The sequence below is a fragment of the Citrobacter sp. wls829 genome, from assembly GCF_005280825.1.
GTDB lineage: Bacteria > Pseudomonadota > Gammaproteobacteria > Enterobacterales > Enterobacteriaceae > Citrobacter > Citrobacter gillenii.
This window is the reverse complement of sequence record NZ_SZWP01000055.1, coordinates 67,372-93,742: the sequence shown is the minus strand read 5'-3', so window position 1 is coordinate 93,742 and position 26,371 is coordinate 67,372. Positions and strand designations below refer to the sequence as shown.

Below are 26,371 nucleotides of genomic sequence, written 5' to 3'. Positions count from 1 at the left end.
TCGATGGATTTACTGATCGTTTTGACCTATGTGGCTTGTGCATGGTCTGTATTTAAAATTTTTAAAATTCCTGTAAATAAATGGACAGTACCGACTGCAGCATTGGGCGGTATTTTTATTGTTTGCGGACTTATATTACTGATGAACTATAACCATCCGTATACATTTAAGGCGCAAAAGGCGGTTATTTCTATTCCCGTCGTGCCGCAGGTGACCGGGGTGGTAACAGAAGTCACGGATAAGAAAAACACGCTGATCAAAAAAGGCGAGGTGCTGTTTAAGCTTAACCCAGGGCGTTATCAGGCGAGGGTTGACCGCCTGAAAGCCGATATTGTCACGGCACAGCATAAAGAGCAGGCGCTGGTTGCGCAGTTAGATGAAATGAAAGCGAACACGCAGCAGAAAAAGGCCACGCGTGACAAGTTGGCAAAAGATTACCAGCGTTACGCGCAGGGTAGCCAGGCGAAGGTAAATCCTTTTTCTGAACGCGATATCGATGCGGCACGGCAAAACTATCTGGCGCAGGAAGCGTCGGTAAAATCGTCCCTCGCAGAGCAACAGCAAATACAGAGCCAGTTAGACAGCATGGTGATGGGTGAGCATTCACAAATTGCCAGCCTGAAAGCCCAGCTGGCGGAAGCAGAATTTAACCTCGATCAAACCGTGGTTCGTGCGCCCAGCGATGGCTATGTTACCCAGGTGCTGATCCGACCGGGCACCTATGCCGCTGCGCTGCCGATGCGTCCGGTGATGGTGTTTATCCCGGATCAAAAACGACAGATTATTGCCCAGTTCCGCCAAAACTCACTTCTGCGACTGGAGCCAGGTGACGAAGCTGAAGTGGTATTTAACGCGCTACCGGGGAAAGTTTATAGCGGAAAACTGGCCGCGATTAGCCCGGCGGTTCCGGGTGGCACGTATCAGTCGAACGGCGCGTTGCAATCCTTAAACTCCACGCCGGGTTCGGAAGGGGTGATCGCCACGATTGAACTGAATGAGAATGTGGACGTCAACGCGTTGCCTGATGGTATTTACGCTCAGGTCGCGGTGTATTCGGATCATTTCGCCCATGTATCGGTGATGCGTAAGGTCCTGTTACGCATGACCAGTTGGGTGCATTACCTGTATCTCGACCACTAGGTGCAGACTATTTTACTTACTCAGGTGGCTGTTGTAGCACCTGAGTAAGCTGCTCGCGAATCTCCGCCAACATCTCATCCAGAATAAACTGCACTCGCCAGGGTTGGTATTCACGCTTACGGAAAATCGCGACCAGATCCAGCCACCACTCGTGCTGTTCAGAGAAGCACGGAACCAGCGCCCCAGCCTCAATATCAAGTTGAACGCTTTCATTAGGCGCAAAAACAATGCCCAGATGATTACGTGCCAACGCCAGCGCGGATTGTGTATTATCGCAGACGTAATTTCCTGTCACCCGATAGTCATGCATCTCCTTGCCACCGGCTGAATTGAATCGCCAAATATTGGCGTCATCAATCATCATTGAGTCAATCAAAATACAGGAATGTTGCTCCAGTTCTTCAGGGCTACTGATGGGGTGTTTATCGAGATATCCCTGGCTGGCAAAAGCCGTAACCGCATATTTAGTAATGAAACTGGCAACCAGTGTTTCATCTTTGGGATGTGCGTAGGAAATTAAAACATCACAATCATCAGGGAATTCGACCCCTTCATAAAATGCTTTACGTTCCAGGTTATAGGTTTTCAGCGAGAGGCTAATTCCACCAATATTCTGAATTTTTGCAATAACATGTTGCGATAAGTAAGCAATAATTCCCGTCGGTGCATATACCGTGACCCGACCACGTTTTTCATGCTTATAATCGGCAATAAAATTGTTCAGCTGCTCGTTTCTGTCTAACATGTCATTGATGTAGGGTAGCAACGCGGTGCCAAAGGGCGTCAGGGTAAGTTGTCGGGTGGTTCTGTCAAACACCTTTAATCCAACTTTTGATTCAAAATCAGCAAGATATTTGCTGACGTTGGCCTGCGCAATGCCGAGTACGGTTGCGGCATGGCTGATGTTTTCACTGGCAGCAATGACCGAAATAATTTTCAGTTCCCGGTGTTTGAGTTGTAATTTGTTCATCGCTGAATCCAATATATATATGATTTTATATATTACTATATAAATATGCGTCTTGCACTGATGAAATTGTAAGCATTATTATGCGCCTGCTTTGTAGCTTATTTTAAAATGGAAAGTTGGCATGTTAATTAAACGCAATATTGCGGCGCTAGTTGCTTTGTCTTTTATGGCAAGTGCATCAGCCGCAGAGTTTTCTCTTGGCGGTGGGGCTGTATATAACGAATCTCCTTATCGTGGATACAATGAAAATGTCCATGCAGTACCGCTTATCAGTTATGAAGGCGAATCATTTTATTTTAGGCAAACAACGCTAGGTTATATTCTGTCGAAGAGTGAAAGTAATGAATTTAGCATTACTGCTTCGTGGATGCCGCTTGAGTTTGACCCAGGCGATAACGACGATCATGCGATGAAGCAGCTCGACAAGCGTGACGCAACCGCAATGGCGGGGGCCGCATGGTATCACCATGAGAAATGGGGCAGCGTTAAAGTCTCTGCCGCAGCGGATGTAATGGACAACAGCAGCGGTTGGGCTGGCGAAGTTTCTCTGTTCCGTCCAATGCCGATGGGCAAGCTGACGCTGACGCCGTCCATTGGTGTGCTCTACTACGATGAAAAATTCAACGAATATTACTACGGCATCTCAGGCAATGAGTCTCGCCGTAGCGGGTTATCTAGCTATTCCCCAGGCGATAGCTGGACACCGTATGCCGGTCTGTCCGCAAAATATGCGTTAACCGCTAACCTGACACTGCTGGCCAGCGCCAACTATAGCGTGCTGCCAGATGATATTAAGGATAGCCCAATGGTTGATCGCGATGACAGCTTCACTTTCCTGTCAGGGGTGAGCTGGCGTTTCTAATTCTCACCCGTTTGTCCTCATGGAAGAGGGCAATTTTTTCATGATGTTTTGACGGATGGCGCCAACAGTCGCCATCCGTCATATCATTACTGCTCGTTGACCCAAATCCGCATTTCACCTTCACCACGGTTCGCCCAGCTAAACCACGGAATAAACGTCAGCGTATGCGTTTGCCGGGAAGCGGGGGAGACATCGTAGTGCCACAACGATTGCTGCGTGGCATCATCAGCGCTTTGCTTCACCCCTTCCGTTTGAATCAGTATTTTATGGCTGAATAGCCCTTTCCCCTCAAAGACTCTGAATTCACTCTCTTTGGGCAGCCACAGGTTATGCAATTCCTCGCCGTTATCCGCCTGCTCCAGACAATAGACTAACGGTCCACGTTGAATGGCAACCTTACCGGCAACATGGCGAACCAGCGGATTACCGTATACCCGACGCACCGGCATCGGGAGCGTCAGGCTCAGCGTATCCCCTTCTTGCCAGGTGCGGGTTATGTGCAAATAGCCTTTGCGAATATCTTGTTCTACAGGCAAACCGTTCAGCATTACCTGCGGCGCGGAGCACCAGTCCGGCAGGCGTAGTGCCAGGGTGTGGTGTACTGGCTGCACGGAATCAATGGTGATATTAACCTGCTCATGCCACGGATAATCTCCGCTAATGCGGAGTTTCAGCGTCCCGTTTTCAACGGGTATTTCCATGCTGTTGCCCACATACATATTGATATACAGCGCGTCCTGGCGCGGCGTGTAGAGGTAATGGCCAATCGACGTTAACACGCGCGCGATATTCGGTGGGCAGCAGGCGCAGCCAAACCAGCGCTGGCGAATGGGCTTCACGTGGTCATAAATATGGTTAAATTTTAGAGATTTAGGATGCACTTCCAGCGGGTTAACGTAGAAAAAGTGTTTCCCGTCAAGCGCCATACCACCCAGTACGGTGTTATACAGCGCGCGTTCCATCACGTCGGCGTACTGACTGTCGGCCTCCATCTCCAGCATCCGGCGGGCGAACATCATCAGACCAATAGAGGCGCAGCTTTCCGCATACACAGAGTCGTTGGGCAGATCGTAATCGCTGCTAAATGCCTCGCCGCTGCTTTGCGAGCCGATCCCGCCGGTAATGTACAGCTGGCGCTGGGCCATATTGTTCCATAGTCGCAGGCAGTCCTGGCGCTTGCCTTCGTCCTGGCTTAAGCGGGCCAGGTGGGCCACTCCTGTCATCAGGTAGACAAAGCGCACGGCGTGACCGATGGCGGTTTGCTGTTCAGATATTGGCTGGTGCGCTTGGCTGTAAGGCTTGTCTTTCACCATCCACGCCGGGCCGTAGGTGTGCCAGTAGGACGTGCGACCGCGTTTTTCGTACTCTTCATCGTAGAAATGCGGCTGTGTGCCACGCTGCTCAACAAAATAATTTACCAGCGTCATATACCGTGGTTGCTGCGTGACTTCATACAATCGCATGAGCGCCAGCTCAATTTCCGGGTGTCCGGGATAGCCATGCAGCTGGTTTTCACCGGGTCCAAAAACGTTGTCGATATGGTCTGCCAGACGACATACCACCTCCAGTAAGCGGCGTTTTCCCGCCGCCTGAAAGAAGGCCACACCCGCTTCGATCATGTGACCCGCGCAGTACAGCTCATGACATTCGGCCAGATTCGTCCAGCGTTCTTCAGGGGCCTTAACCGTAAAATAGGTGTTGAGATAGCCATCTTCGCACTGGGCGGCGGCGACCAGTTCAATCACCTCATCGGCGGTTTTTTCCAGCTCGGTATCCGGTTTCTGACACAGCGACCAGGCCACGGCCTCCAGCCATTTGGCCACGTCGCTATCCTGAAAAACCATGCCGTAAAACTCACCGGATTGCTGGCCCGCAGCAATGCGGAAATTCTCGATAGCGTGGCTGGGATCGGCTTCTGCAATGCGGTCATTGAGCGCATCCCACTGATAGGGGATCACCACGTCGCGCACCAGTTGCTGGTATTGTCCGAGGAACGGATCGCTGACCGTGAGCTTATGCAGGTCGACTTCTTGTGCGTTCATTTCGTGCTCCTTAAGGCTGTACATGACGCTGACGCAGATCGGTAGCAATGCGCGACATCATCGGGTTATTGAGTTTGCAAAGGCGGATAGACAGCGCCAGCAGTAGGTGGAACAGGGCGGGCAGCAGCGTCTCCATGGCGGTAATACCTTGCAGCGAACTGGCGGTTTGGTTGCCAGCGCCAGGCTGATAGGCGACAAAAATAAACAACACGCTGATGATCCCGGCACTGGAGGCCCAGGCCAGCTTGATGAAAAACAGGTTGAAGGCGAAATTCATGCCGGAGGAACGCACGCCGGTTTTCCATTCGCCGTAATCATCAGCAAAGGCCATCAGCGAGAAGTGCAGCGGCAGCGTGAAGCCGAGAATAATGCCGTTGCCGAGAATCACCGCCAGCCATAACGTCTGGTGCGCTGGGCCGGTTGGCAGGAACCACATTAACGCTGCCAGCGCCGCCAGTACCAGGTTGGTGTAGTAATAGAGTTTGACGGTGTCGATGCGTCGCGTCAGCGGGCTAACCACCACCGAACCGATGATCGAGGCGAAGGTGACCATGGTGAAAAACAGCGAGGTGTAAGCGGTACTGCCTTCCAGCACGTAGGTAATGAAGTACATGTACCCGCCGCCACGAATATTAAAGACATTGATCAGCAGGAAGGACATCACCAGCATCAGCAGCAGTTGGTCATTTTTACGCAGTCCGCCGATGTGTTCGCGCAGCGTAAATTTCCCCATCATCGCCAGCGGTACCCGCTCGCGCACCCAGAAGAAACAGCACAGGAACATGACGACTGCGATGGCACACAGGATGCCCACGCCAAACTGATAACCCTGCGCGGCGTTGCCCTGACCGAGTATCTCCACCATCCACGGCAGGCCGACGGAGACTAAAAAACCGGCGACACCGCACAGCACAAAGCGCCAGGACTGGCAGGCGATCACTTCATTGTGGCGCGTCGTCATGGTGTTGATCAGCGCACAATACGGCACATTGATCGCGGTATAGCCGACGGAAAGCAGCAGATAGGTGCCAAATGCCCAGGCGATTTTTACCCCCATGCTGGCGTCCGGGACGGTAAAGGTCAGAACGCCAATAATGCCGATGGGAACGGCCACCCACAGCTGCCATGGGCGAAAGCGTCCCCAGCGGCTTTGCGTGCGGTCGGCGAGGACACCCATGATCGGGTCAGAAACTGCGTCAAATACGCGCAGGGCAATAAACAAGGTGCCGACCAGTGCGGGCGTTAAGCCAAACACATCAGTATAGAAAAAAGTCAGGAAGTTCATGATCAGGCAGGTAATAACGGTCCCGCCTGCATCGCCTAATCCGTAACCTATTTTTTCACGCAGAGATAATTTGTCGTCTTGTGCACGTTGTGCCAAATCGTTGGTCGTAATCGGAGCCGAAGTCATAAATAACTCCCGGAGAGGATGTTCAGAAAGTACCCCGCTACATTGCGGGCTTTTATTGTGTCATTTGCAAAGTACGTTATTTATTCTGCACCAAATACACAGACCAACAAGGGAAGGGAAAAGTATAAAAAGATGACAATTCCGACTTAATTAAAAAAGTGTGATTTCGATCCGGCGAGATACTATTTTATCGTGAATAATCAAAGATGAAGGCAGGTTTTTAGGGTGCTAAAAGCGGGAAATTGAATAGTTATGCTTGAATTATCCATGTCACTTCCGATTAAAGTACAAAATGGCGGGCTGTTTATTTCTCGTGGCGTGGGAAGTCATCCGGCGAGGCAACTTCATTCCTGGGAAATTATCTTTGTCGAAAAAGGGACATTAACGATTCGTGAAGGGAACGCTATTTTTAGCGTGCAGGCTGGAGAGAGTTTGCTGTTGTGGCCGCAGCGTTTACATGTCGGCGTGGGACAATTTCCGCCCGATTTAAAATTTTATTGGCTGCATTTTGAAGTGAAGTCCGGTGAGCGTGTTTCACCGCCTGAAGCGCTGCTTTCGATCCCGCAACAGACTCGGGTGGATGAGCCACAATATATTATTTCGCTGTTTCGCCAGTTTTTACGTGAGCAGGAGAATATCCATCGCAGCGTTGCGCTGGAGCTGATCCTGTTGCTGATTTTGCAGCAAATATCCGCTGCCGCCAGCGAACAACCTGCCGATACGCCCGGTAATGCGCTGGCGTGGAAAGCGCAGCAAATGATACATACGCAGTTCCATTTACCCCTATCAGCCTCATTGCTGGCGAAAGAGCTGCATTGCAATGCAGACTATCTGGGGCGTGTATTCCGGGGTGTTTTTCGGCTGACGTTAACCGAAGCGCTGCATCGCCAGCGGGTGAGGGCGGCAGAAAAGCTGTTGATCAGTGATTCGCTGTCGCTGACCGAGGTGGCGTTTAAATGTGGATTTAACGACGTGGGGTATTTTCGCAAAATTTTCCGTACGCACACCAGTCTGACCCCGGCGGCGTGGAAGCGCCGTTATTGCAAAGAGCATATTAATTCGGCGTAGGTTAAGCCTCCTCTTGTTCAGAAGAGGCTTAACTCAGCGTCAGTTTTGCCCGTAATAGGCATTTACCCCGTGCTTGCGCAGGTAATGCTTATCGAGCAGTTCGGATTGCATGTCAGGCAACTGCGGGGCGAGCTGACGCGAGAACAGCCCCATATAGGCACACTCTTCGAGTACTACGGCGTTGTGTACGGCGTCGGCAGCATCCTTACCCCACGCGAACGGGCCGTGCGAGTGGACGAGTACAGCCGGGACCTGCATCGGGTTCAGGTTACGTTGTTCAAAGGTGTTAATAATCACCTCACCGGTTTGATACTCATACTCGCCGTTAATTTCTTCGACAGTCATCAGCCGGGTGCAGGGGATCGCGCCATAGAAATAGTCGGCATGCGTGGTACCCCAGGCGGGGAGATCGAGTCCGGCCTGCGACCAGATCGTCGCGTGGCGGGAATGGGTATGCACGATCCCACCGATCTGCGGAAAACGGCGATACAGCGCCAGATGGGTTGGCGTATCAGAAGACGGTTTCTTGCTGCCTTCGATCACCTTACCGCTGGCGACCTCCACCACCACCATATCGTCGGCGGTCATGACCTCATACTCGACGCCGGAAGGCTTGATCACCATCAGTTTGCGCGTTTCGTCCACTGCGCTGACGTTGCCCCAGGTAAAGGTGACTAAACCATGCGCCGGGAGCGCCAGGTTTGCCGCTAATACTTCGGCTTTTAGTTGCTCTAGCATGTGAATCCCCCTTCCTGCATCCGCGCTTCTATCCAGCGTCGCGCCTGGATAATCTCCAGCACCGGCTCGCTGGCTTTTTCGGTCCACATTTCAATCAGAAATGCGCCGCGATAGTTCAGTTCATGCAATGTTTTAAAGATGCCAACAAAATCCACACAGCCTTCACCAAACGGCACATCGCGAAACTGACCAGGATGCGTTGCGGTCACTGGCAGCGTGTCTTTCAGGTGGATGGCGGCAATACGGTCGATGCCCAGCTGCAGTTCGGCGGTGACGTCGTTACCCCAGGCGCTGAGGTTGCCGACATCCGGGTAGACGGTGAACCACGGCGATGACAGCATCTCATCCCACTTTTTCCACTTGCTGATCGAGTTCATGAAGGCGGTATCCATTATCTCCACCGCTAGCATTACCTGCGCGGCGGCAGCCTGTTCCACCGCCCACGCCAGCCCTTCGGCAAAGCGTTGCTGGGTGCCGTCGTCGTGCTCTTCGTAATAGACGTCGTAACCTGCCAGTTGAATGGTGCGGATACCGAGATCGCGCGCCAGACGAATGGCTTTGGTCATGATTTCGCGCGCCCGCTCGCGTACCGCCTCATCGCGGCTGCCGAAAGGGAAGCGACGATGGGCTGACAGGCACATGGAGGGAATGGCAACGCCGGTTTCCAGCATTGCGCTGACCAGCGATGCGCGCTGGGCTGGCGTCCACTCCAGGCGTGACAGGCGTTCATCGGTCTCATCCACCGACATTTCGACGAAATCAAAGCCGCAGCTTTTCGCCAGCACCAGCCGTTCCGGCCAGGAAAGATCTTTCGCCAGAGCTTTCTCATAGATACCTAATGGATGATTACGCATGCTGTGTTCCCCAGATGGCGTCGATTTGTGCGTGGAATTCGCCAGCGACCTGCGCCGGATGGGCTGCGCCTGCTAGCGCGCGTCCGGCGATAAATGCTTTGACGTTAATGTCGCGGAATAGCGGCAGGTCGGCAGGGGTAATGCCGCCGGTAATCGACAGCTCAAGGCCGATATCGGACAGCGCCTTCATGCGCGCCAGATCTGCGTCGCCCCACTGCTGTCCGCTGGCCTGCGCGTCGCGTCCGCGATGGTAAATCGCCTGGCGAACGCCGACGCGATACCATTCACGGGCGTCGTCCAGCGTCCAGTTGCCGAACAGCTCCATTTGAATTTCACCGCTGCAGGATTGCGCGACGGCGTGGCCTTTTTCGACCGTGGCGAGCGGCGCGGCACAGATGATGGTCATCCAGTTGGCGCCAGCTCCGAAGGCCTGCTGTGCCAGCGTTTCTCCGGCATCGGCTACCTTCCAGTCGGCGACGATGATTTTTTCCGGGCACTGGGCGCGCAGGGCTTTCACTGCGCTAAGGCCTTCGGTTAAACAGAGGATCGTGCCAGCTTCGACGATATCGACATGGTCCTGTAAAAGGGCGACATCGCGCTGGGCTGCTTCCAGGCTAGTGTGGTCGAGCGCCAGTTGCAGTAATGGTCGGCTCATAATGCGTGCTCCTTAATGCGGGCGTGATAGCCCTGTAGTGCGGTAATCAAATCCAGGTATTGGCGGTATTTGCGCTGATAGAGGGCGTGGGTGGTCATGTCCGGCAGCAGCGTGCGCACCGGGTGCTTCAGGGAGCGCTGGGCGTCGCTAAAGTTGTGGTAAACGCCGGTGCCGACACGTGCTGCGAGGGCTGCGCCAAAGCAGCCGGTTTCTTCTACCTGTGGCAGCTCGATGCGCAGGCCGCTGACGTCCGCCAGCATCTGCATCCAGACGTTGGAGTGTGCCGGACCGCCGGTCACGCGCAGGGTATGCACCTCGGTAAAGCGTTCACGCATGCGGTTGAGATGGGTCATGTGGCTGAATACCACGCCTTCGTAAACCGCCTGCAACAGGTGGGCGCGAGTGTGCAGCGCCTGCATGCCATAAAAGCCGCAGGTCATCTCCAGCCCGGCGTTGCTGCCATAGAGAAAGGGCAGAAAAAAGAGTTCGCTACCTGATTTCGGCAGGCTGGCAACGGCCTGATTGATCTCATCAAAGGAAATCTCGCCCCACTGGGCGGTGAACCATTCCAGATTACCGGAAGAGGTCGGGCTGGCTTCGTGAACGATATACTGTCCGTCATTGACGTAGCGGCCATAGACATAGGGATGCGCCTCCTGGTCGCGCAGGCCGTGAGCGATCCCGCTGGTGACCGCCCAAGTACCCATTACCGCGTTGAGTGTGTATTCATCTTCAATACCGGCGCAGAGTGCGGTGGAAACCACGTCAAACAGACCGCCGACGACGGGCGTACCCGCCGCCAGACCGGTGATGGCGGCTGCCTGAGCGGTGATTTCCCCGCATATTTCTGCTGAGCCGACGATGGGCGGCAGCGCGTCATTGATTTCGCTGATGCCCAGCCACTCGGTCAGGCGCGGGTCGTACTGGCCCGTCGCCATGTTGTAGAGGTTGGATTCGGATATATTGCTCTCTTCGCAACCCTTGACGCCGGTTAAACACCAGCGCAGATAGTCATGCCCCATCATGACGCAGCCAATTTGCGCGTAGCGTTGGGGGGTGTGCTCTTTTACCCAGCGCAGTAGAGATGCGGGATGCCCGGTCCACAGTGTCTGACGAGTGACCGGGTAGAGTTGTTCGGGGATCCCGTCCTGTTGCCAGCGCTGGACGATGTCCATCGCCCGGCGGTCAGAAGAGAGGATGGCATTGCCCAGCGGCTTATCCTGCTTATCGAGAAGAAAGAGCCCTTTACCTTGAGCAGAAATGCCGACGCCCTGAATTTGTTGTGCGGATACGCCGGTGCGGTGTAAGAGTCCGGCGATGGTGGCTGCGCAGTGCTGCCAGAGCTGGTGCATGTCACGTTCGGCGTAACCCGGCAAGGGCGACACCGTCTGTAACGATTGCCGGTGAATTCCGTGCTCATGACCTTTAGCGTCGTATAAACCGGCTTTCAGATACGTACCGCCACAATCGATACCCAGCCAGAAGGTCTCTTTTTCACTCATCTTTGATGTCTCAGCTTTGCCGGATGGCGCTGTGCTTATCCGGCCTACGGGTGTTTACAGATCCGGTAAGCGCAGCACCACCGGGCAGGGTTTTACGCAGTGCGTTTATGTGGATTCAGTACTTTTAGCGGGGCAGCACCTGCATCACATTTTGCCGGCAGCAGTAATGCCATCAGTGCGGCCAGCGCCAGTGAAATAGCCAGGCAGTAAACACCCGCATCTTTGCTATAGAGAGTGATGAGCACGCCGACCGCGTAAGGACCGCAGAAACCGCCGAGGTTGCCCAGCGCGTTGATGACGCCACGCGCACCGCCTGCCATTTCAGCGCTGAACAGACGCGCCGGAATGGTCCAGAACACGCCCGCCGCCGATTGCAGGAAGAACCCGCAGCCAACCAGCGCGGAGTAGGCCAGCCAGATGTTATTTTTCAGCACCACGGAGAGGAACATGCACAGGGCAAAGCCAATCAGTGGCAGGCAAACAAACACTTTACGTTTGCCCGTCCGGTCAGAGAGGGTGGAGAACAGGAACATCCCGGCAATGGCGCCGACGTAAGGCAGAATGGCGAGCATGCCAACTTGCCCCATGCTGCTGTGGGTCAACTCTTTGAGGATGGTAGGCAGCCACAGGGTGTAACCGTAAATCCCGGTCTGATAGAAGAAATTCAGTGCGATAAGTTGCCACATAGTTTTGTCGGAAAGCACTGCGCTAAGAGAGGCGTTTTTCACCTCGGTTCCGGCAATCGCCCTTTGCTCTGCTGCCAGGGTCTCGACCAGATAGTTCTTCTCGGCTGCTGAAATCCAGCGTGCTTCCTGCGGACGGTCATAAACGGTATAGGCCCACAGTGCCAGCACAGCCACAGAGAGCAGACCTTCAATAATGAACAGCCAGCGCCAGTCCAGAACCGTAATGATCCAGCCGGAGAGCGGTGCAGTAATGATCCCGGCAATCGGGACAAACATAATCACAATCGCATTGGCTCGACCGCGTTCGGCATCGGGGAACCAGTTACTGATCATCGTCAGCACCACGGGCAACATGCCACCTTCCGCCACGCCGAGTAAGAAGCGCAGAACCAGCAGTTGATACTGATTGGTGATCAAGCCCGTCAGAACGGAGATGACCGCCCACGCAACCAGCGACCAGCCGATAAATTTCTTGCCGCTGCCGTGCACCGCAATTTTTCCACCGGGAACCTGTAAAAACAGATAGCCGATAAAGAAAATACCGCCAGCCAGTCCCGCCATGGTGGCGGAAATACCTAACTCAGCATCCATTCCACCGGGCATCGCAAAAGCGATGTTGACGCGATCCATATAAGAAATAATACAGGCGATCAGAATTGGAGGAATAATTCTCAGCCAACGCTGGCGCGGCACATCATTTTGTGTAGAGCGAGAGGTCGTGTTCATATTAATATTCTCGTAGAGTCGTCTTTTATTTTTATAATTTTGCTTGGTTTAATGCAGTGATGCCGTCACGTAATATCGCTACGCGATGGTTAACGTCTGCATCGGCGTTTATTTCCAGCAATTTAATACCCGCAAACTGCAGGGGATCGGTTCCTGCACAGGTCAATAATTCGCTGGCATGTTCGGTGGTCATCAGACTCTGCGGGCAGAAAGGGGCAAACGGCGCGTGTAAGTCCTGCCATTCGCCATATTCTCCCGTCAGCGTGGTGCCGGAGAACATCAGGGCCCCCAGCTTACCAGCCTGTTTGGCCTGTCGGGTGTGGGCCAGTGGCAGGGTCGTGTTCTGCCCTTCAATGGCGGAACGCGCCCAGTTAATACACACGCTGATGTCGTAGTCGGTAATCACTTCCAGCACGTTTTCTAACGGCAGGAAACCTTTACGTGGTGCGGGGCCGGTCATGGCATCGCAGTGTTCCAGTACTAGATCGCAGGACCAGTCCCAGTTGGCAATCTCTTTAAGGGAACGGGCAAATGACTCGGTGGCCTGAACGACGTTCGGATTTCCCGCCAGCGGGGCGGCATGCAGCTCCAGCGCGATGATTTTCCCGGCGTTGGCGGCATTGATGTTAGTAATTTTCTGATGAAGATGGCGATAGTACTCTACGCAGGCTTTACGCTGATCTTCGTCGCTTGATGCCAGCCCAAAGCCGCCGTTAGTACCGCGACGGCGCATGGTCTCCATAATGGCCGTCACCACTATCTGCCAGCTGCCCGGCGTATGGCGTAATAACCATTCATCACCCAACGGGTGAAGGTGTTCAAGACAAGGCTGTTCCAGGCCGCGAATATCCGGTGTATCTGAGAGTTGTCGCCAGAATTCCTTCTCGTCCTCTTCACTTTGTTGGTGAAATGAGGGTGCACAGGGGTACGCACCGATAATATAACCGGCATGCTTTACGTTCATTTTGTGCTCCTGAAAATAATTTTCTATAAAGAGTCTATTGCCACTTTAACCACTATTTTGCGGATCGGTGTTGCTACCGTTTTATGGCATCCGGGACGATGAACATCCTGCGGGAAAAATATGGCATAGCTTCCCGGAACCATTTCAAAAAAAGATTCATGTTCACTGTCGTGATAAAAAATAATATCGCGCTGTGCTAATAACGATTCGCTGATTTGGTTATTCCCGGTATCAATGGCGATACCGATTTTTTCTTCACCCGAGGCCAGAAACTGAATATCCAGATAGCGGCGATGGACTTCTGGACGGTTTTCGGTAACGTCGCGGGTGGTTAAATCGATAACCTGCGCGAAGATATTTTTACCGTCGATCTCCACCACGCCGGGTTCCAGTTTGCTGAAGTCCGTGCTGCGCAGAAAGTCGAGTGCCCTCTCAATGGTGGCCGGAAGACGACACGGGTTTGGCTGAGCGATATGACCAAAGATCATGGTTTATCTCCTTATAACGCTTGGATTTTGGCCCATACGCTGTCATCAACGGTGATCCCGTTGCGGCGGTTTTCTTCCAGTAAGCGGGTGAACTCGTGACCGGGCAGACGGATTGGCGTGTCCTCATCGGCGCGTTCAGCGGTGGTGATGAAGTCCATAATGCGCTGCAGTTTGGCGTCGCGAGATGCGCCGTCGATCAACTTGTCTACTTCAATGGCGATGAAAATCTGCGAAATGCCGTACTCATCGCTATTGTCTTCGGTGACTTCGGCAACGGAAGCACCGTCTGAAAGCAGGGTGGCAATCATGTCCAGCACGATCGACAGGCCGGAACCTTTCCAGTAGCCCATTGGCAAAATGCGGCGATTTTTCTCGATAACGGCAGGTTCTCTGGTGAGATTACCTTCATCGTCAAATCCGCCGTCTACCGGGAGTTCACGACCGGCCAGACGGTTAACTTCCAGCATGCCGTAGGAGAACATCGACATCGACATATCCACCATGGTGATCGGCGTTGATGGGATGGCGACAATCAGCGGGTTGGTGCCGATACAGCACTCTTTAGAGCCCCACGCAGGCATCACGGCGATGGAGTTGGTCCAGCAGATGCCGATGTAACCTTTTTCTGCCGCCTGCCAGCCATAGCTGCCGCCACGCATCCAGTGATTCGCATTACGCAGCGCCACCAGGCCAATGCCGTGATCGGAGGCCAGTTCGATGGCTCTGTCCATCATCTTTTTCGCGGTCAGGTTGCCAATAGAGCGTTGAGCATCCCACTGTTCAATCGCGCCCAGGCTGGTCGTGCGCTGCGGTTTGGCCTCAGGAATGATGTCGCCGTTATCCAGTTGCTGAATGAAGCGAGGAAAACGGTTCACGCCGTGCGAATAGACGCCGGACTCTGTGGTACGTGCGAACATTTCAGCACAGGCATCTGCGGTTTCAACGGCAATACCGCGCGCCAGCAGTACCCGATTGAACGCTTCTTTCAACTGCTCAAAAGTGACTTTCATTCCTGTTTCCTTAATTAAATTTGATCGCTTTTTTATCTCTAAATTTCACTATGCGAAATCTGATTTCAAATATAGCGATCAAATTTTGACAGATCAACGGGGTGGCCTGTTTTTTAAAATTATCAAAATCAAATGGTTATGTTTTTTTGGTTCAGATCGTGAACTGAAACACACTTTGCGCTACCATCAGAGCGCGACGAAAAGGGGAGCGGAAGCGATGGGCACAAAAGAAAATGAGATGACGCAAGAAAAAGAGAGGCCAGCCGGAAGTCAGAGCCTGTTTCGTGGTTTGATGTTGATTGAGATCCTGAGCAACTATCCGAATGGCTGCCCGTTGGCACACCTGTCTGAACTGGCGGGGCTGAACAAAAGTACGGTGCACCGACTGCTGCAAGGGCTGCAATCTTGTGGATACGTGACGCCTGCTCCTGCGGCTGGCAGTTATCGCCTGACGACCAAATTTATCGCCGTTGGGCAAAAGGCGCTTTCATCTCTGAATATCATCCATGTCGCCGCGCCGCACCTTGAAGCGCTGAACATCGCTACGGGTGAAACGATAAACTTTTCCAGCCGTGAAGATGACCACGCGATTCTGATTTATAAGCTGGAGCCTACTACCGGTATGCTGCGTACCCGTGCCTATATCGGCCAGCATATGCCGCTGTATTGCTCGGCGATGGGCAAAATTTATATGGCGTTTGGTCATCCGGACTATGTGGCTTCTTATTGGGAGAGCCACCAGGATCTGATTCAGCCGCTGACCCGCAATACCATCACCGGTTTACCGGCAATGTATGATGAGCTGGCGCAAATCCGTGAAAGTAGCATGGCGATGGACCGGGAAGAGAATGAGCTGGGTGTGTCCTGCATTGCGGTTCCGGTGTTTGATATTCATGGACGCGTGCCGTATTCGGTCTCGATTTCTCTCTCTACTTCTCGTCTGAAGCAGGTCGGGGAGAAGAATCTACTCAAACCACTGCGGGAAACGGCTCAGGCAATTTCGAATGAACTGGGCTTTACCGTTCGCGATTAGGCGAAATGCCTGAGTGGCTCATACACCTGACAAAATTCCACCGTTTCCCCTGTCCGATCAAAGCGGTGGTGGCTGCCTCTCTGGCACTCTGTGGTTTTAACGGCGACGGAGAAGGCAATGAACGGGTTTATTATGGCGGATGCGGCGAAATGCATTGGATGTCGAACCTGCGAAGTGGCCTGCGTCGTCGCGCATCAGGAAAACCAGACGTGTGCGACGGTCTCCTCTGGGGCATTTATCCCGCGTATTCGGGTGATTAAAGACGACGCGTTTACCACGGCGGTAACGTGTCATCAATGCGAAGACGCGCCTTGTGCGAATGCCTGCCCGACCACCGCTATTCGCCGCGAACATGGGCATATCTTCGTGGAACAGGCACGCTGCATTGGCTGTAAGAGCTGTATGCTGGCCTGTCCGTTTGGGGCCATGAATGTGGTTGCACAGCGCTCGCGGGTGCAGGCGGTTAAATGTGATTTGTGCTGGCATCGCGAAACGGGCCCGGCGTGTGTAGAATCCTGCCCGACCCGTGCGTTGCAATGCGTTGACGCCGCAAAAATTCAGCAGCAGCGTTTGCGTTCACAGCCGTTGTAATGCGTGACCCGACCGGTTAGGCGGTCGGGTTTGCCATCAGCCTTCACGCCAGGCGCGTTCTATCTCTTCAGCCAGAATCTTCACGCCAGCCTCGATTTTCTCCGGCTCCGGAACGTAGTTCATCCGCATGCACTGGTGGGTGTGCGGCCACGGCTTGTCCAGCCCCGGGAAGAAGTAATCACCGGGAACCATCAACACGCCGCGTGCTTTCAGGCGCTGATACAGCAGCTCGGTGGTGATAGGCAAGTCCTTGAACCACAGCCACAGGAAAATCGCCCCTTCTGGTTTATGGATCAGGCAGCGCTCTTCGGATAAGTAACGGCGAATGATCGCCACGGTCTCCTGAACGCGCTGATAATAAAACGGCTTGATCACGGTCTCCGACAGGCGCAGGAGATCGTTGCGTTTAATCATCTCGCACATGATAGCCGGACCCATACCGCCAGGGGCAAGGCTGATGATGCCGTTCATGTTGGTGATCGCGGTGATGATTTTTTCATTGGCGATAATAATACCGCAGCGCGAACCTGGCAGCCCGAGCTTGGAAAGGCTCATGCACAGTACAATGTTGGGGTTCCACAGCGGACGGGCTTCGCTAAAGATAATGCCGGGGAACGGGACGCCATAGGCATTATCAATGACCAGCGGAATACCGTGCTGATTGGCGAGGCGGTCCAGCTTCAATAACTCTTCGTCAGTAATCACATTGCCTGTCGGGTTGGTGGGGCGCGACACGCAAATCATGCCGGTCTCTTCGCCAATGTGCAGGTGTTCAAAGTCAACGTGATACTTAAACTGACCTTCCGGCAGCAGCTCGATATTCGGGCGCGCAGAGACGAAGAGCTCCTCTTCCAGCCCGGAATCGGCATAGCCAATGTATTCCGGTGCCAGTGGGAACAGGACTTTTCGGGTGGTCCCGTCGGCGCGACGTCCGGCGAAAAGATTGAATAAGTAGAAAAACGCGCTCTGACTGCCATTTGTCAGTGCAATATTTTGTGGTTCGATATCCCAGCCCAGCTTCTCGCGCAGCAGCGTGGCCAGTTCGGCCAGTAGCTCGGTTTTCCCTTGTGGACCGTCATAATTACAAAGCGCATCAGTGACTTTGCCGTTTTCCAGCATCTCGGCTAGCAGAGACTGGAAGTACTCCTGCATCTGTGGGATTTGCGCCGGGTTACCGCCGCCAAGCATGATCGCGCCGGGCGTACGTAAACCGTCGTTGAGGTCCTCCATCAGGCGGGTGATGCCTGAATGGCGGGTAAATTTGTCGCCAAAAAGTGAGAATGTCATAGCAGGTGGTCTGTCGAGCTGAGTAATAAAGTGGCTAACCATAGCGCTACCTATGGCGGGGTGCAAATCAGGCCTGTGAGACTAAATTGACGTTTTGTGCTATAAATTTGTAACAGGGTGGTGTTTTGTTTTGTATAACGCTTCTCGCCCCACCGGGTACGAGAAGCCAGGGGGGATTAGGGCTGACCTGCCCAAATGACCATCACTTTGTCGTCACCGTGCTCGCGGGAAAATCCGTATCCTTGTTTCAACGTCAGCGTGGTTTGTTTACCAGCGCCGATGGCGGCATGTCTGGCCCTGAACTGGCTGATTTTCTGCCAGTGTGCGACGCTGGCGGCCGATTTACCGCTGACATCCTGCCAGTTCATATCGGATCGCGTGCCTTGTAAAGGGTCTGAGCCGGTCGGGCCGAAAGGACGCGCGGATTCGTCACCGTAAAACAGCTGCACCGCGCCCGGTGCCAGTAGCAACAGCTCGGCGGCTTTATCTCCACCTTCGCGGAACAGGCGCGTGTCGTGCGATGAGAGATAGCTCAGGACGTTAAAATCCTGCAATTTATCCGCCATCTGCTGCCAGGTGAGATCCATATTGGCCAGGCAGTCGACGGCGCTGGCCGCCTGTTCCTGATAATCAAAATTGATCATCGCATCAAAGCCGTGGCGGTAATACTCACTGCGCATAACGCCGTGACCCCAGGCTTCGCCGGTCATCCAGAAGGGTTTATCATCCAGCGCTTTGTCCGGGTTGGCTTTCTTCCATTCGGCCAGCGCTGCGCTGGCCTGGGTTTTCAACTGCTGCCAGGCGGGAAGTTCGACGTGCTTGGCGGTATCGACTCGAAACCCGTCAATCCCGTAGTCGCGCACCCACTGACTGAGCCAGTGGGTCAGATAATCTCGTGGCGCGTAGCCCGCAATGGCTTTGGCGTGGGTATCCGGTTTGTTATTGTAAAACACCGGTAACCCGGAAGGCGTGTTGGACTCGGTTTTCAGATCGGGCAGGAAGGCCAGCGACATCGTCAGGTCGTCAAAACCGGGGCTGTCGTAGTCGCCGATGTCGGTACGGATCCAATTTTTCCCCCACCATTTTTCCCAGGCGGCTTTATCACTGAAATTGATGTAATCATTAAAGCTGTGCCAGCTCTGTCCGGCGGCGGGCTTCCAGTCCGTCCAGTGTTCACCGAGCGTATGTTTCAATTCATCGCCCGATAAATATAACGCGCCAAACTGATAAGCCTGCATATCGGCCAGCGTCGCGTAACCGGCATGGTTCATCACCACATCGAACAGAATGCGGATACCGCGCTGGTGAGCGCCATCGACCAGCGCACGCAGATCGGCCTTGTTGCCCATATTGGCATCAAGCGTGGTCCAGTCTTGCGTGTAATAACCGTGATAGGCGTAGTGGGGGAAATCCCCTTTGGTGCCACCACCTACCCAGCCGTGAATCTGCTCAAACGGAGCGCTGATCCACAGGGCGTTAACGCCTAACTGTTGCAGATAGTCGAGTTTGCCGGTGAGGCCACGTAAATCGCCACCGTGAAACGTCCCAATCTCCTGCATGCCGTCGTTGTGGCGACCGTAGCTGTGGTCATTGGTCGGATCGCCGTTTTGAAAGCGATCCGTCAGTACGAAATACACTGTGGCGTTATGCCAGTCGAAGGGGGCAGGGGCGTCCGTTTCTGCGCGTTCAAGCAGTAATAGCCCGTTGCTACTGGCTGCGGGTTGGAGGGTGATTTGACCGTGCTTAACCATTGCCGTCTGCTGGCTGTAGTAATCACGTACCACGGCACCTTCAGGGAAAGTCTGACTCACATCCAGCGTCAGCGGTGAGCCATCCCATTTCGGACACTGGCGAATCAGGTTGCTCACCGGCTCAACGGCGGATGCTAGTGACAGCATCAACGTAGGCGTTCCGGAGCGGGTATCCACTTCCAGCGTGTAACTACCGTCTTTGAATAAACGCCACTGTGGTGGCTCGCCTGTGCAAGGTTTTAGCGACAGCATCTGGTTGAGTTTAATGGTTTCGGCAGGCTGCCAGCACTGTTGGTCAAAATTTAGTATTAAAGGACGGGTACCCTTCGTCAACGTTGCATGGCTGACAAACTTACCCGTACCCTCCACTTCGAAGGTGGGGAACCCTTGAGAAGTCCATGACGAGGCGATGGTGATGCCTGGCATAAGCGCCAGCGCAAAGGCGGCAAGTTTCATAACGCTGTCCTGAATGCTGCGATTTTAGCCAGTTTGCCAGCGAATTACGGTCGGAGACTCATCCTTTGGGTGGATTCCGCCAGGATGAGACGTGAGGGTGAGCGATCGTGCGCAAAAAACGGCATTATTTTGCGATAACACCCGCATTTTCTTCGAATTAATACCAATCTTAACCGTTAGCGCGTGACATAGTTTCGGAATTGGACTATTCCTTTGGGTGCTCTTGACGGCTATTTTTGCTATGATTTGAGATTCATCTCTCATTTTTATGAAAAATATAAGGTGTTGGAATGTATAAATCCGACCAGGAGACCTAATGATATTGACTCCCATTCGACGATATGGGGCCATGATTCTAATGTTACTCACCATTGCATTTTCCGGTGAGGTGCTGGCAAAGACACACACGGCAACAACGAGTCAGAAGCCCCAGGCAACCAAGACAAGTAATACACAGGTAAGCAGTAAACAAGAGTATTCTCGCAATAGTGCAAAGAGTAGTTCACTTCCTGATTTGCGAAAATACCCTTCCGGAACACCAAGGAAAAAAGCGTTTCTCCGGACGGTTATGCCTTACATTACTAGTCAAAATGCGGCCATTACTGCTGAACGTAACTGGCTGATTTCAAAGCAGTACCAGAATCGCTGGTCGCCGAGCGAGCGTGCGCGCATGAAAGATATCGCCAAACGCTACAAGGTGAGCTGGTCTGGCAACACGCGTAAAATTCCGTGGAACACGCTGCTTGAGCGCGTGGATATTATCCCTACCAGTATGGTGGCAACCATGGCTGCGGCAGAAAGCGGCTGGGGTACGTCGAAGCTGGCACGTAGCAACAATAATCTGTTTGGCATGAAATGTGTCAAAGGTCGTTGCACCAATGCGCCGGGTAAGGTGAAAGGCTACTCTCAGTTTGACTCAGTGAAAGAGTCAGTGACGGCTTACGTCATTAATCTGAATACGCATCCGGCATACTCTTCTTTCCGTAAGTCACGCGCTCAGCTGCGTAAAACCGATCAGGAAGTCACCGCCACGGCGATGATTCATAAGCTGAAGGGGTATTCCACCCAAGGGAAGAGCTACAACAACTATCTGTTCGCGATGTACCAGGATAACCAGCGCTTAATTGCAGCGCATATGTAATTCCTGCGCCTGATGGCGCTACGTTTATCCGGCCAACCAGATGACTCGTCGGCCGGATAAAGCGCAGTCGCCATCCGGCAACACATCACATCAGCACTTCGCTGTTCACATCGCGGTATTCTTTTGGCGTCGTGTCGTACTCTTTCTTGAACACCGAATAGAAATACTGCAGAGACGGGTAGCCGCACATTTGTGAAATCTCGTTGATGGAAAGCGTGGTGGAAATCAGCAGGCTGCGCGCTTTCTCCAGCTTTTCGGCATGGATCACAGCATGAATGGTCTCCCCGACCTCCTCTTTAAAACGCTTCTCCAGATTCGACCGTGAAATCCCCACTGAATCCAGTACCTGTTCGACCTTGATGCCCTTACAGGCATGGTTGCGGATGAAGTGCATCGCCTGAATAACGGCCGGATCGGTAAGTGAACGGTAGTCGGTTGAACGACGTTCCACGACGCGTACCGGAGGGACCAGAATGCGTTGTAGCGTCGGCTCTTCGTTCGCCAGCACGCGGTGCAGGAGTTTTGCGGCCTGATAGCCCATCTGACGAGCACCCTGAGCAACGGATGATAACGCCACGCGCGACAGGTAGCGGGTCAGTTCTTCGTTATCAATGCCAATGACGCACAGTTTCTCCGGTACCGGAATATGCAGATGTTCACAGGCCTGCAAAACGTGCCGTGCACGCGCGTCGGTGACGGCGATAATCCCGGTTTGCGGCGGCAGAGTTTGCAGCCAGTCGGCTAACCTATTTTGTGCGTGTTGCCAGTTTTCTGGTGCAGTTTCCAGGCCCTGATAGACCACGCCACGGTACTTTTCTTTCGCTACCAGTTGGCAAAAGGCATATTCACGCTCCTCGGCCCAGCGTTTGCCGCTGGAAGGTGGTAGACCGTAAAATGCAAAGCGGTTCACCCCTTTTTCTTTCAAATGCAGAAAGGCGCTTTCAACCAATGCGTGGTTATCGGTGGCAATGTAGTGGACCGGTGGATAATGTTCAGCAAGATGGTAAGAACCCCCGACGCCAACGATGGGGACATCGACATCGGCAAGTAATTGCGCAATGTCATCGTCGTCATAATCGGCAATAACACCGTCGCCTAACCAGTCTTTAATATTATCAATACGCGCGCGAAAATCTTCCTCGATGAATATATCCCATTCAGATTGCGACGCTTGTAAATATTCACCCACGCCCTCAACCACCTGGCGGTCGTAGGCTTTATTGGCATTAAATAAAAGAGTGATACGGTGACGTTTATCAAACATAAGAGCCTGTCCTGGAAAGGGTGAATATGGGCCTGTCGATACTACCAAAACCGTGGATAATGCTGCCTGATTATGTGTGACAAATTTTTGATTTGCGTAGCGCTACGCAAAACTCACATACCCTAAGCGGGAAGGCAATTGTCATATCTTATCCGCGGATTATGGTTTTTAGTTTATTCATCAGGATTCGATCCCGATCGTCTTTTTATTTCTTTATTTAGCGCGTTTTTTTGGGAGCCAGCGCACATTTGGGTATTCTCTTAATAGCGGTGTGAAATAACGTAATTGAGCAATAAATCAGGAAATTCCAGTATGGCGATATCGCAGTTTACTTGCCGTATTACCTGATTATGGAGCTTATTATGCAGGCTTATTTTGACCAACTCGACCGTGTTCGTTTTGAAGGGACAAAATCCACTAACCCGCTCGCATTTCGCCATTACAATCCTGATGAGAAAGTGTTAGGCAAGCGTATGGAAGATCACCTGCGTTTTGCCGCCTGCTATTGGCACACTTTCTGCTGGAATGGTGCAGACATGTTCGGCATGGGAGCCTTTGACCGCCCATGGCAGCAACCCGGTGAAGCGCTGGCGCTGGCGAAACGCAAAGCGGATGTGGCGTTTGAGTTTTTCCACAAGCTGAACGTGCCTTACTACTGCTTCCATGATGTAGATGTTTCGCCTGAAGGTGCTTCGCTGAAAGAGTACAAAAACAACTTCGCGCAGATGGTTGATGTGCTGGGCGCTAAACAGGAACAAAGCGGCGTGAAGCTGCTGTGGGGGACGGCAAACTGCTTTACTAACCCACGTTACGGCGCAGGTGCGGCTACCAACCCGGATCCGGAAGTGTTCAGTTGGGCGGCCACCCAGGTGGTGACTGCCATGGATGCTACGCATAAATTAGGCGGCGAAAACTATGTTCTGTGGGGCGGTCGTGAAGGCTATGAAACTCTGCTTAATACCGATCTGCGTCAGGAACGCGAGCAGATTGGCCGTTTCATGCAACTGGTGGTTGAGCACAAACACAAAACCGGTTTTCAGGGTACCTTGCTTATCGAACCGAAGCCGCAGGAGCCGACCAAACATCAGTACGACTACGATGCGGCGACCGTTTACGGCTTCCTGAAACAGTTCGGCCTGGAAAAAGAGATCAAACTGAATATCGAAGCCAACCACGCCACGCTGGCTGGCCACTCGTTCCACCACGAAATCGCCACCGCGATCGCGCTGGGCCTGTTTGGCTCTGTCGATGCCAACCGCGGAGATGCGCAGCTGGGCTGGGATACCGACCAGTTCCCGAACAGCGTGGAAGAGAATGCGCTGGTGATGTACGAAATCCTGAAAGCGGGTGGTTTCACCACGGGAGGCCTGAACTTTGATGCCAAAGTGCGTCGCCAGAGCACCGATAAATACGATCTGTTCTATGGTCATATTGGGGCGATGGACACCATGGCACTGTCGCTGAAAATCGCAGCTCGCATGATTGAAGATGGCGGCCTGGATCAGCGCGTTGCAAAACGTTATGCCGGTTGGAATGGTGAGCTGGGCCAGCAAATTCTGAAGGGCCAGATGACGCTGACCGAAATTGCGCAGTACGCTGAACAACATAATCTGGCGCCGGTGCATCAGAGCGGTCATCAGGAACAGCTGGAAAATCTGGTAAACCATTATTTGTTCGACAAATAACGGATCGTTAAGAACGTTCGTCAGCCCGGATAGCTTTGCGCTGCCGGGCATTTCTTTAAGGAACGATACCCTATGTATATCGGGATAGATCTGGGCACATCAGGCGTAAAGGCCATACTGCTGAATGAGCAGGGTGATGTTGTGGCCTCGCAGACGGAGAAACTCACGGTTTCGCGTCCTCATCCGCTATGGTCGGAGCAGGATCCTGAACAGTGGTGGCTGGCAACGGATCGCGCCGTCAAAGCACTGGCTCAGCAACATTCACTCAGTGAGGTGAAGGCGCTGGGGATTGCCGGTCAAATGCACGGTGCGACGCTACTTGATGAGCAGCAGAAGGTATTGCGCCCGGCGATCCTGTGGAATGACGGACGCTGCGCACAAGAGTGCGAGATACTGGAAAACCAGGTTCCAGAGTCTCGCGGCATCACCGGCAATCTGATGATGCCGGGTTTTACGGCACCCAAATTGCTGTGGGTTCAGCGCCATGAACCGGAGATTTTCCGCCAGGTTGATAAAGTCCTGCTGCCGAAAGATTACCTGCGTTTGCGTATGACCGGGGAATTCGCCAGTGATATGTCTGATGCCGCCGGTACGATGTGGCTGGACGTTGCGAAGCGCGACTGGAGCGACGTCATGCTGGCTGCCTGTCACCTGACCCGTGCGAATATGCCTGCGTTGTTTGAAGGCAGCGAGATTACCGGCACGTTGTTGCCTGCGGTCGCGCAAGCCTGGGGCATGTCCGAGATCCCGGTGATTGCGGGTGGCGGAGATAACGCGGCAGGCGCGGTTGGCGTCGGTATGATGAATGCCGGTCAGGCGATGCTTTCGCTGGGCACGTCCGGTGTTTACTTTGCGGTAAGCGACGGATTCCTCAGTAAACCAGAAAGTGCGGTACACAGTTTTTGTCATGCTTTACCTGAAAGATGGCATCTGATGTCCGTTATGCTCAGTGCGGCATCCTGCCTGGACTGGGCGGCAAAATTAACCGGGCTGAGCAGCGTTCCTGCGCTAATAACTGCGGCACAACAGGCGGATGAGCAGGCTGAACCCGTCTGGTTTTTGCCGTACCTGTCGGGTGAACGTACGCCGCATAATAATCCGCAGGCGAAAGGCGTCTTTTTTGGTCTGACGCATCAGCATGGGCCGGCAGAACTGGCGAAAGCAGTGCTGGAAGGCGTGGGATTCGCGCTGGCAGATGGTATGGATGTGGTGCATGCCTGTGGTGTTAAACCGGCCAGCATTACGCTCATTGGCGGCGGGGCGCGCAGCGAGTACTGGCGCCAGATGCTGTCTGATATCAGCGGGCTGCAGCTGGATTACCGTACCGGTGGTGACGTTGGTCCTGCGTTGGGGGTGGCACGTTTGGCACAAATTGCGATGAATTCCGATAAGCCATTATCTGACCTATTGCCTCAACTGGCGCTGGAACAGGCGCATTATCCTGACGCAGATCGCCATGCGCTTTATTTGCAGCGTCGCGAAACCTTCCGTCGTCTCTATCAGCAATTGCTGCCGCTGATGTCATGATCATATTTCCCCTCTGCTAAATGGAGGGGATTTTTATAATCTATGTATTTTTTAAATTAATAATTTACGTGTATGGATTTATTCTGAAAATATAACTTAGTGCTATTTTTCTGTGTTGTCTTTAGTGGGTTATTCATATTGTATCCGTGATGGATAAGGAGATCCCAATGAAGACTACGAGGTTTATGGCATGGCTATTATTCCTTTCGGGTGCACTCATTTACGTTATTGGTTTATGGCGCGCCTGTCCCTTATTGAACGGGAAAGGATACTTTCTGGGTGTCCTGATGACAGGGATGTTTGTGACGTACGCTTACCAGCGTGCTGAAAATAGTAATCAGAATGACGAACACTTTACGCGTGTGTGCCAGATGGTGGCATTGATAACAGTAGGGTTGCTGCTGCTGGGGATGCTGAACGCTCCCTTGTCACTCATCGAAATGGGCGCCTATCCAATGGCATTCTTCGTGTGTTTAGCGGGGCAAATTATGCTGATGCGCCCGCTAAAAGAGTAACGACG

General features: G+C 53.2%; 23 protein-coding genes. 9 read left to right on the top strand and 14 right to left on the bottom strand.

Annotated features, from left to right (window positions below):
• Window positions 1-3: 3 nt before the first annotated feature.
• Window positions 4-1,140, top strand: coding sequence for an HlyD family secretion protein (locus FDW88_RS10155; protein WP_135911235.1), 1,137 nt, complete (start codon window positions 4-6; stop codon window positions 1,138-1,140).
• A 16-nt stretch (window positions 1,141-1,156) separates the two neighbouring features.
• On the opposite strand, the gene FDW88_RS10150 is transcribed toward FDW88_RS10155, so the two are convergent.
• Window positions 1,157-2,110, bottom strand: coding sequence for a LysR family transcriptional regulator (locus tag FDW88_RS10150; RefSeq protein ID WP_115257191.1), 954 nt, complete (start codon window positions 2,108-2,110; stop codon window positions 1,157-1,159).
• Window positions 2,111-2,231: 121 nt separating this feature from the next.
• Here FDW88_RS10150 and FDW88_RS10145 point away from each other — a divergent pair, with 121 nt between their 5' ends.
• Complete coding sequence (locus tag FDW88_RS10145) at window positions 2,232-2,972, top strand: MipA/OmpV family protein (RefSeq protein WP_096759120.1); 741 nt, start codon at window positions 2,232-2,234, stop codon at window positions 2,970-2,972.
• Window positions 2,973-3,058: 86 nt separating this feature from the next.
• On the opposite strand, the gene FDW88_RS10140 is transcribed toward FDW88_RS10145, so the two are convergent.
• Window positions 3,059-5,014 (bottom strand): glycoside hydrolase family 127 protein, encoded by a 1,956-nt coding sequence (locus FDW88_RS10140; protein WP_137362496.1) that lies wholly within the window; start codon window positions 5,012-5,014, stop codon window positions 3,059-3,061.
• Window positions 5,015-5,024: 10 nt separating this feature from the next.
• Complete coding sequence (locus FDW88_RS10135) at window positions 5,025-6,425, bottom strand: MFS transporter (protein ID WP_096759122.1); 1,401 nt, start codon at window positions 6,423-6,425, stop codon at window positions 5,025-5,027.
• 252 nt (window positions 6,426-6,677) lie between these two features.
• Between FDW88_RS10135 and FDW88_RS10130 the strand changes: the two genes are divergently transcribed.
• The gene (locus tag FDW88_RS10130) at window positions 6,678-7,493 is read left to right on the top strand and encodes a helix-turn-helix domain-containing protein (protein WP_117342529.1); all 816 of its coding nucleotides are present in this window, start codon (window positions 6,678-6,680) and stop codon (window positions 7,491-7,493) included.
• 39 nt (window positions 7,494-7,532) lie between these two features.
• Here FDW88_RS10130 and araD read toward each other — a convergent pair whose 3' ends face one another.
• The 8 genes from araD to yiaK form a co-directional block, all read right to left on the bottom strand.
• Window positions 7,533-8,231 (bottom strand): L-ribulose-5-phosphate 4-epimerase, encoded by a 699-nt coding sequence (gene araD / locus FDW88_RS10125; protein WP_137362495.1) that lies wholly within the window; start codon window positions 8,229-8,231, stop codon window positions 7,533-7,535.
• Window positions 8,225-9,085: an L-ribulose-5-phosphate 3-epimerase gene (locus FDW88_RS10120; protein WP_137362494.1), complete on the bottom strand. Its 861-nt coding sequence runs from the start codon at window positions 9,083-9,085 to the stop codon at window positions 8,225-8,227. Before FDW88_RS10120 ends, araD begins: the two co-directional genes overlap by 7 nt.
• A complete protein-coding gene (gene ulaD, locus FDW88_RS10115) occupies window positions 9,078-9,740 on the bottom strand; it encodes a 3-keto-L-gulonate-6-phosphate decarboxylase UlaD (protein ID WP_117342526.1) in 663 nt (220 codons plus the stop codon). Before ulaD ends, FDW88_RS10120 begins: the two co-directional genes overlap by 8 nt.
• On the bottom strand, window positions 9,737-11,242 hold the full coding sequence (locus FDW88_RS10110) for an FGGY-family carbohydrate kinase (RefSeq protein WP_117342525.1): 1,506 nt from the start codon (window positions 11,240-11,242) through the stop codon (window positions 9,737-9,739). Before FDW88_RS10110 ends, ulaD begins: the two co-directional genes overlap by 4 nt.
• Before the next feature lie 92 nt (window positions 11,243-11,334).
• On the bottom strand, window positions 11,335-12,654 hold the full coding sequence (locus FDW88_RS10105; RefSeq protein WP_137362493.1) for an MFS transporter: 1,320 nt from the start codon (window positions 12,652-12,654) through the stop codon (window positions 11,335-11,337).
• Window positions 12,655-12,685: 31 nt separating this feature from the next.
• Entirely contained in the window at window positions 12,686-13,618 is a 933-nt protein-coding gene (locus tag FDW88_RS10100; RefSeq protein ID WP_117342524.1) for a DUF4862 family protein, read from the bottom strand.
• Between the two features lie 23 nt (window positions 13,619-13,641).
• Complete coding sequence (locus FDW88_RS10095; protein WP_117342523.1) at window positions 13,642-14,106, bottom strand: YhcH/YjgK/YiaL family protein; 465 nt, start codon at window positions 14,104-14,106, stop codon at window positions 13,642-13,644.
• A gap of 11 nt (window positions 14,107-14,117) precedes the next feature.
• The gene (gene yiaK / locus FDW88_RS10090) at window positions 14,118-15,116 is read right to left on the bottom strand and encodes a 3-dehydro-L-gulonate 2-dehydrogenase (protein WP_096759132.1); all 999 of its coding nucleotides are present in this window, start codon (window positions 15,114-15,116) and stop codon (window positions 14,118-14,120) included.
• 217 nt (window positions 15,117-15,333) lie between these two features.
• Between yiaK and yiaJ the strand changes: the two genes are divergently transcribed.
• The gene (yiaJ, locus tag FDW88_RS10085; RefSeq protein ID WP_096759133.1) at window positions 15,334-16,149 is read left to right on the top strand and encodes an IclR family transcriptional regulator YiaJ; all 816 of its coding nucleotides are present in this window, start codon (window positions 15,334-15,336) and stop codon (window positions 16,147-16,149) included.
• A gap of 117 nt (window positions 16,150-16,266) precedes the next feature.
• Window positions 16,267-16,740 carry a 4Fe-4S dicluster domain-containing protein gene (locus FDW88_RS10080; RefSeq protein ID WP_117342522.1) on the top strand — a complete coding sequence of 158 codons (474 nt, stop codon included), beginning with the start codon at window positions 16,267-16,269 and terminating at the stop codon, window positions 16,738-16,740.
• A gap of 36 nt (window positions 16,741-16,776) precedes the next feature.
• Here the strand turns inward: FDW88_RS10080 and avtA are convergent, their stop codons facing one another.
• Window positions 16,777-18,027, bottom strand: a complete 1,251-nt coding sequence (avtA, locus tag FDW88_RS10075) for a valine--pyruvate transaminase (RefSeq protein WP_096759134.1) — start codon at window positions 18,025-18,027, stop codon at window positions 16,777-16,779.
• Window positions 18,028-18,203: 176 nt separating this feature from the next.
• Entirely contained in the window at window positions 18,204-20,234 is a 2,031-nt protein-coding gene (gene malS / locus FDW88_RS10070; RefSeq protein WP_137362492.1) for an alpha-amylase, read from the bottom strand.
• Between the two features lie 316 nt (window positions 20,235-20,550).
• On the opposite strand from malS, the gene FDW88_RS10065 reads away from it, so the two are divergent.
• Complete coding sequence (locus FDW88_RS10065; protein ID WP_096759137.1) at window positions 20,551-21,375, top strand: protein bax; 825 nt, start codon at window positions 20,551-20,553, stop codon at window positions 21,373-21,375.
• 85 nt (window positions 21,376-21,460) lie between these two features.
• On the opposite strand, the gene xylR is transcribed toward FDW88_RS10065, so the two are convergent.
• Complete coding sequence (gene xylR / locus FDW88_RS10060; protein ID WP_115257197.1) at window positions 21,461-22,639, bottom strand: D-xylose utilization transcriptional activator XylR; 1,179 nt, start codon at window positions 22,637-22,639, stop codon at window positions 21,461-21,463.
• Between the two features lie 362 nt (window positions 22,640-23,001).
• Between xylR and xylA the strand changes: the two genes are divergently transcribed.
• From xylA to yiaB, 3 genes are all read left to right on the top strand, one after another.
• Window positions 23,002-24,324, top strand: a complete 1,323-nt coding sequence (xylA, locus tag FDW88_RS10055) for a xylose isomerase (RefSeq protein ID WP_096759139.1) — start codon at window positions 23,002-23,004, stop codon at window positions 24,322-24,324.
• Between the two features lie 72 nt (window positions 24,325-24,396).
• The gene (xylB, locus tag FDW88_RS10050; protein WP_137362491.1) at window positions 24,397-25,851 is read left to right on the top strand and encodes a xylulokinase; all 1,455 of its coding nucleotides are present in this window, start codon (window positions 24,397-24,399) and stop codon (window positions 25,849-25,851) included.
• A gap of 167 nt (window positions 25,852-26,018) precedes the next feature.
• A complete protein-coding gene (gene yiaB / locus FDW88_RS10045) occupies window positions 26,019-26,366 on the top strand; it encodes an inner membrane protein YiaB (RefSeq protein WP_115257199.1) in 348 nt (115 codons plus the stop codon).
• Window positions 26,367-26,371 lie beyond the last annotated feature (5 nt).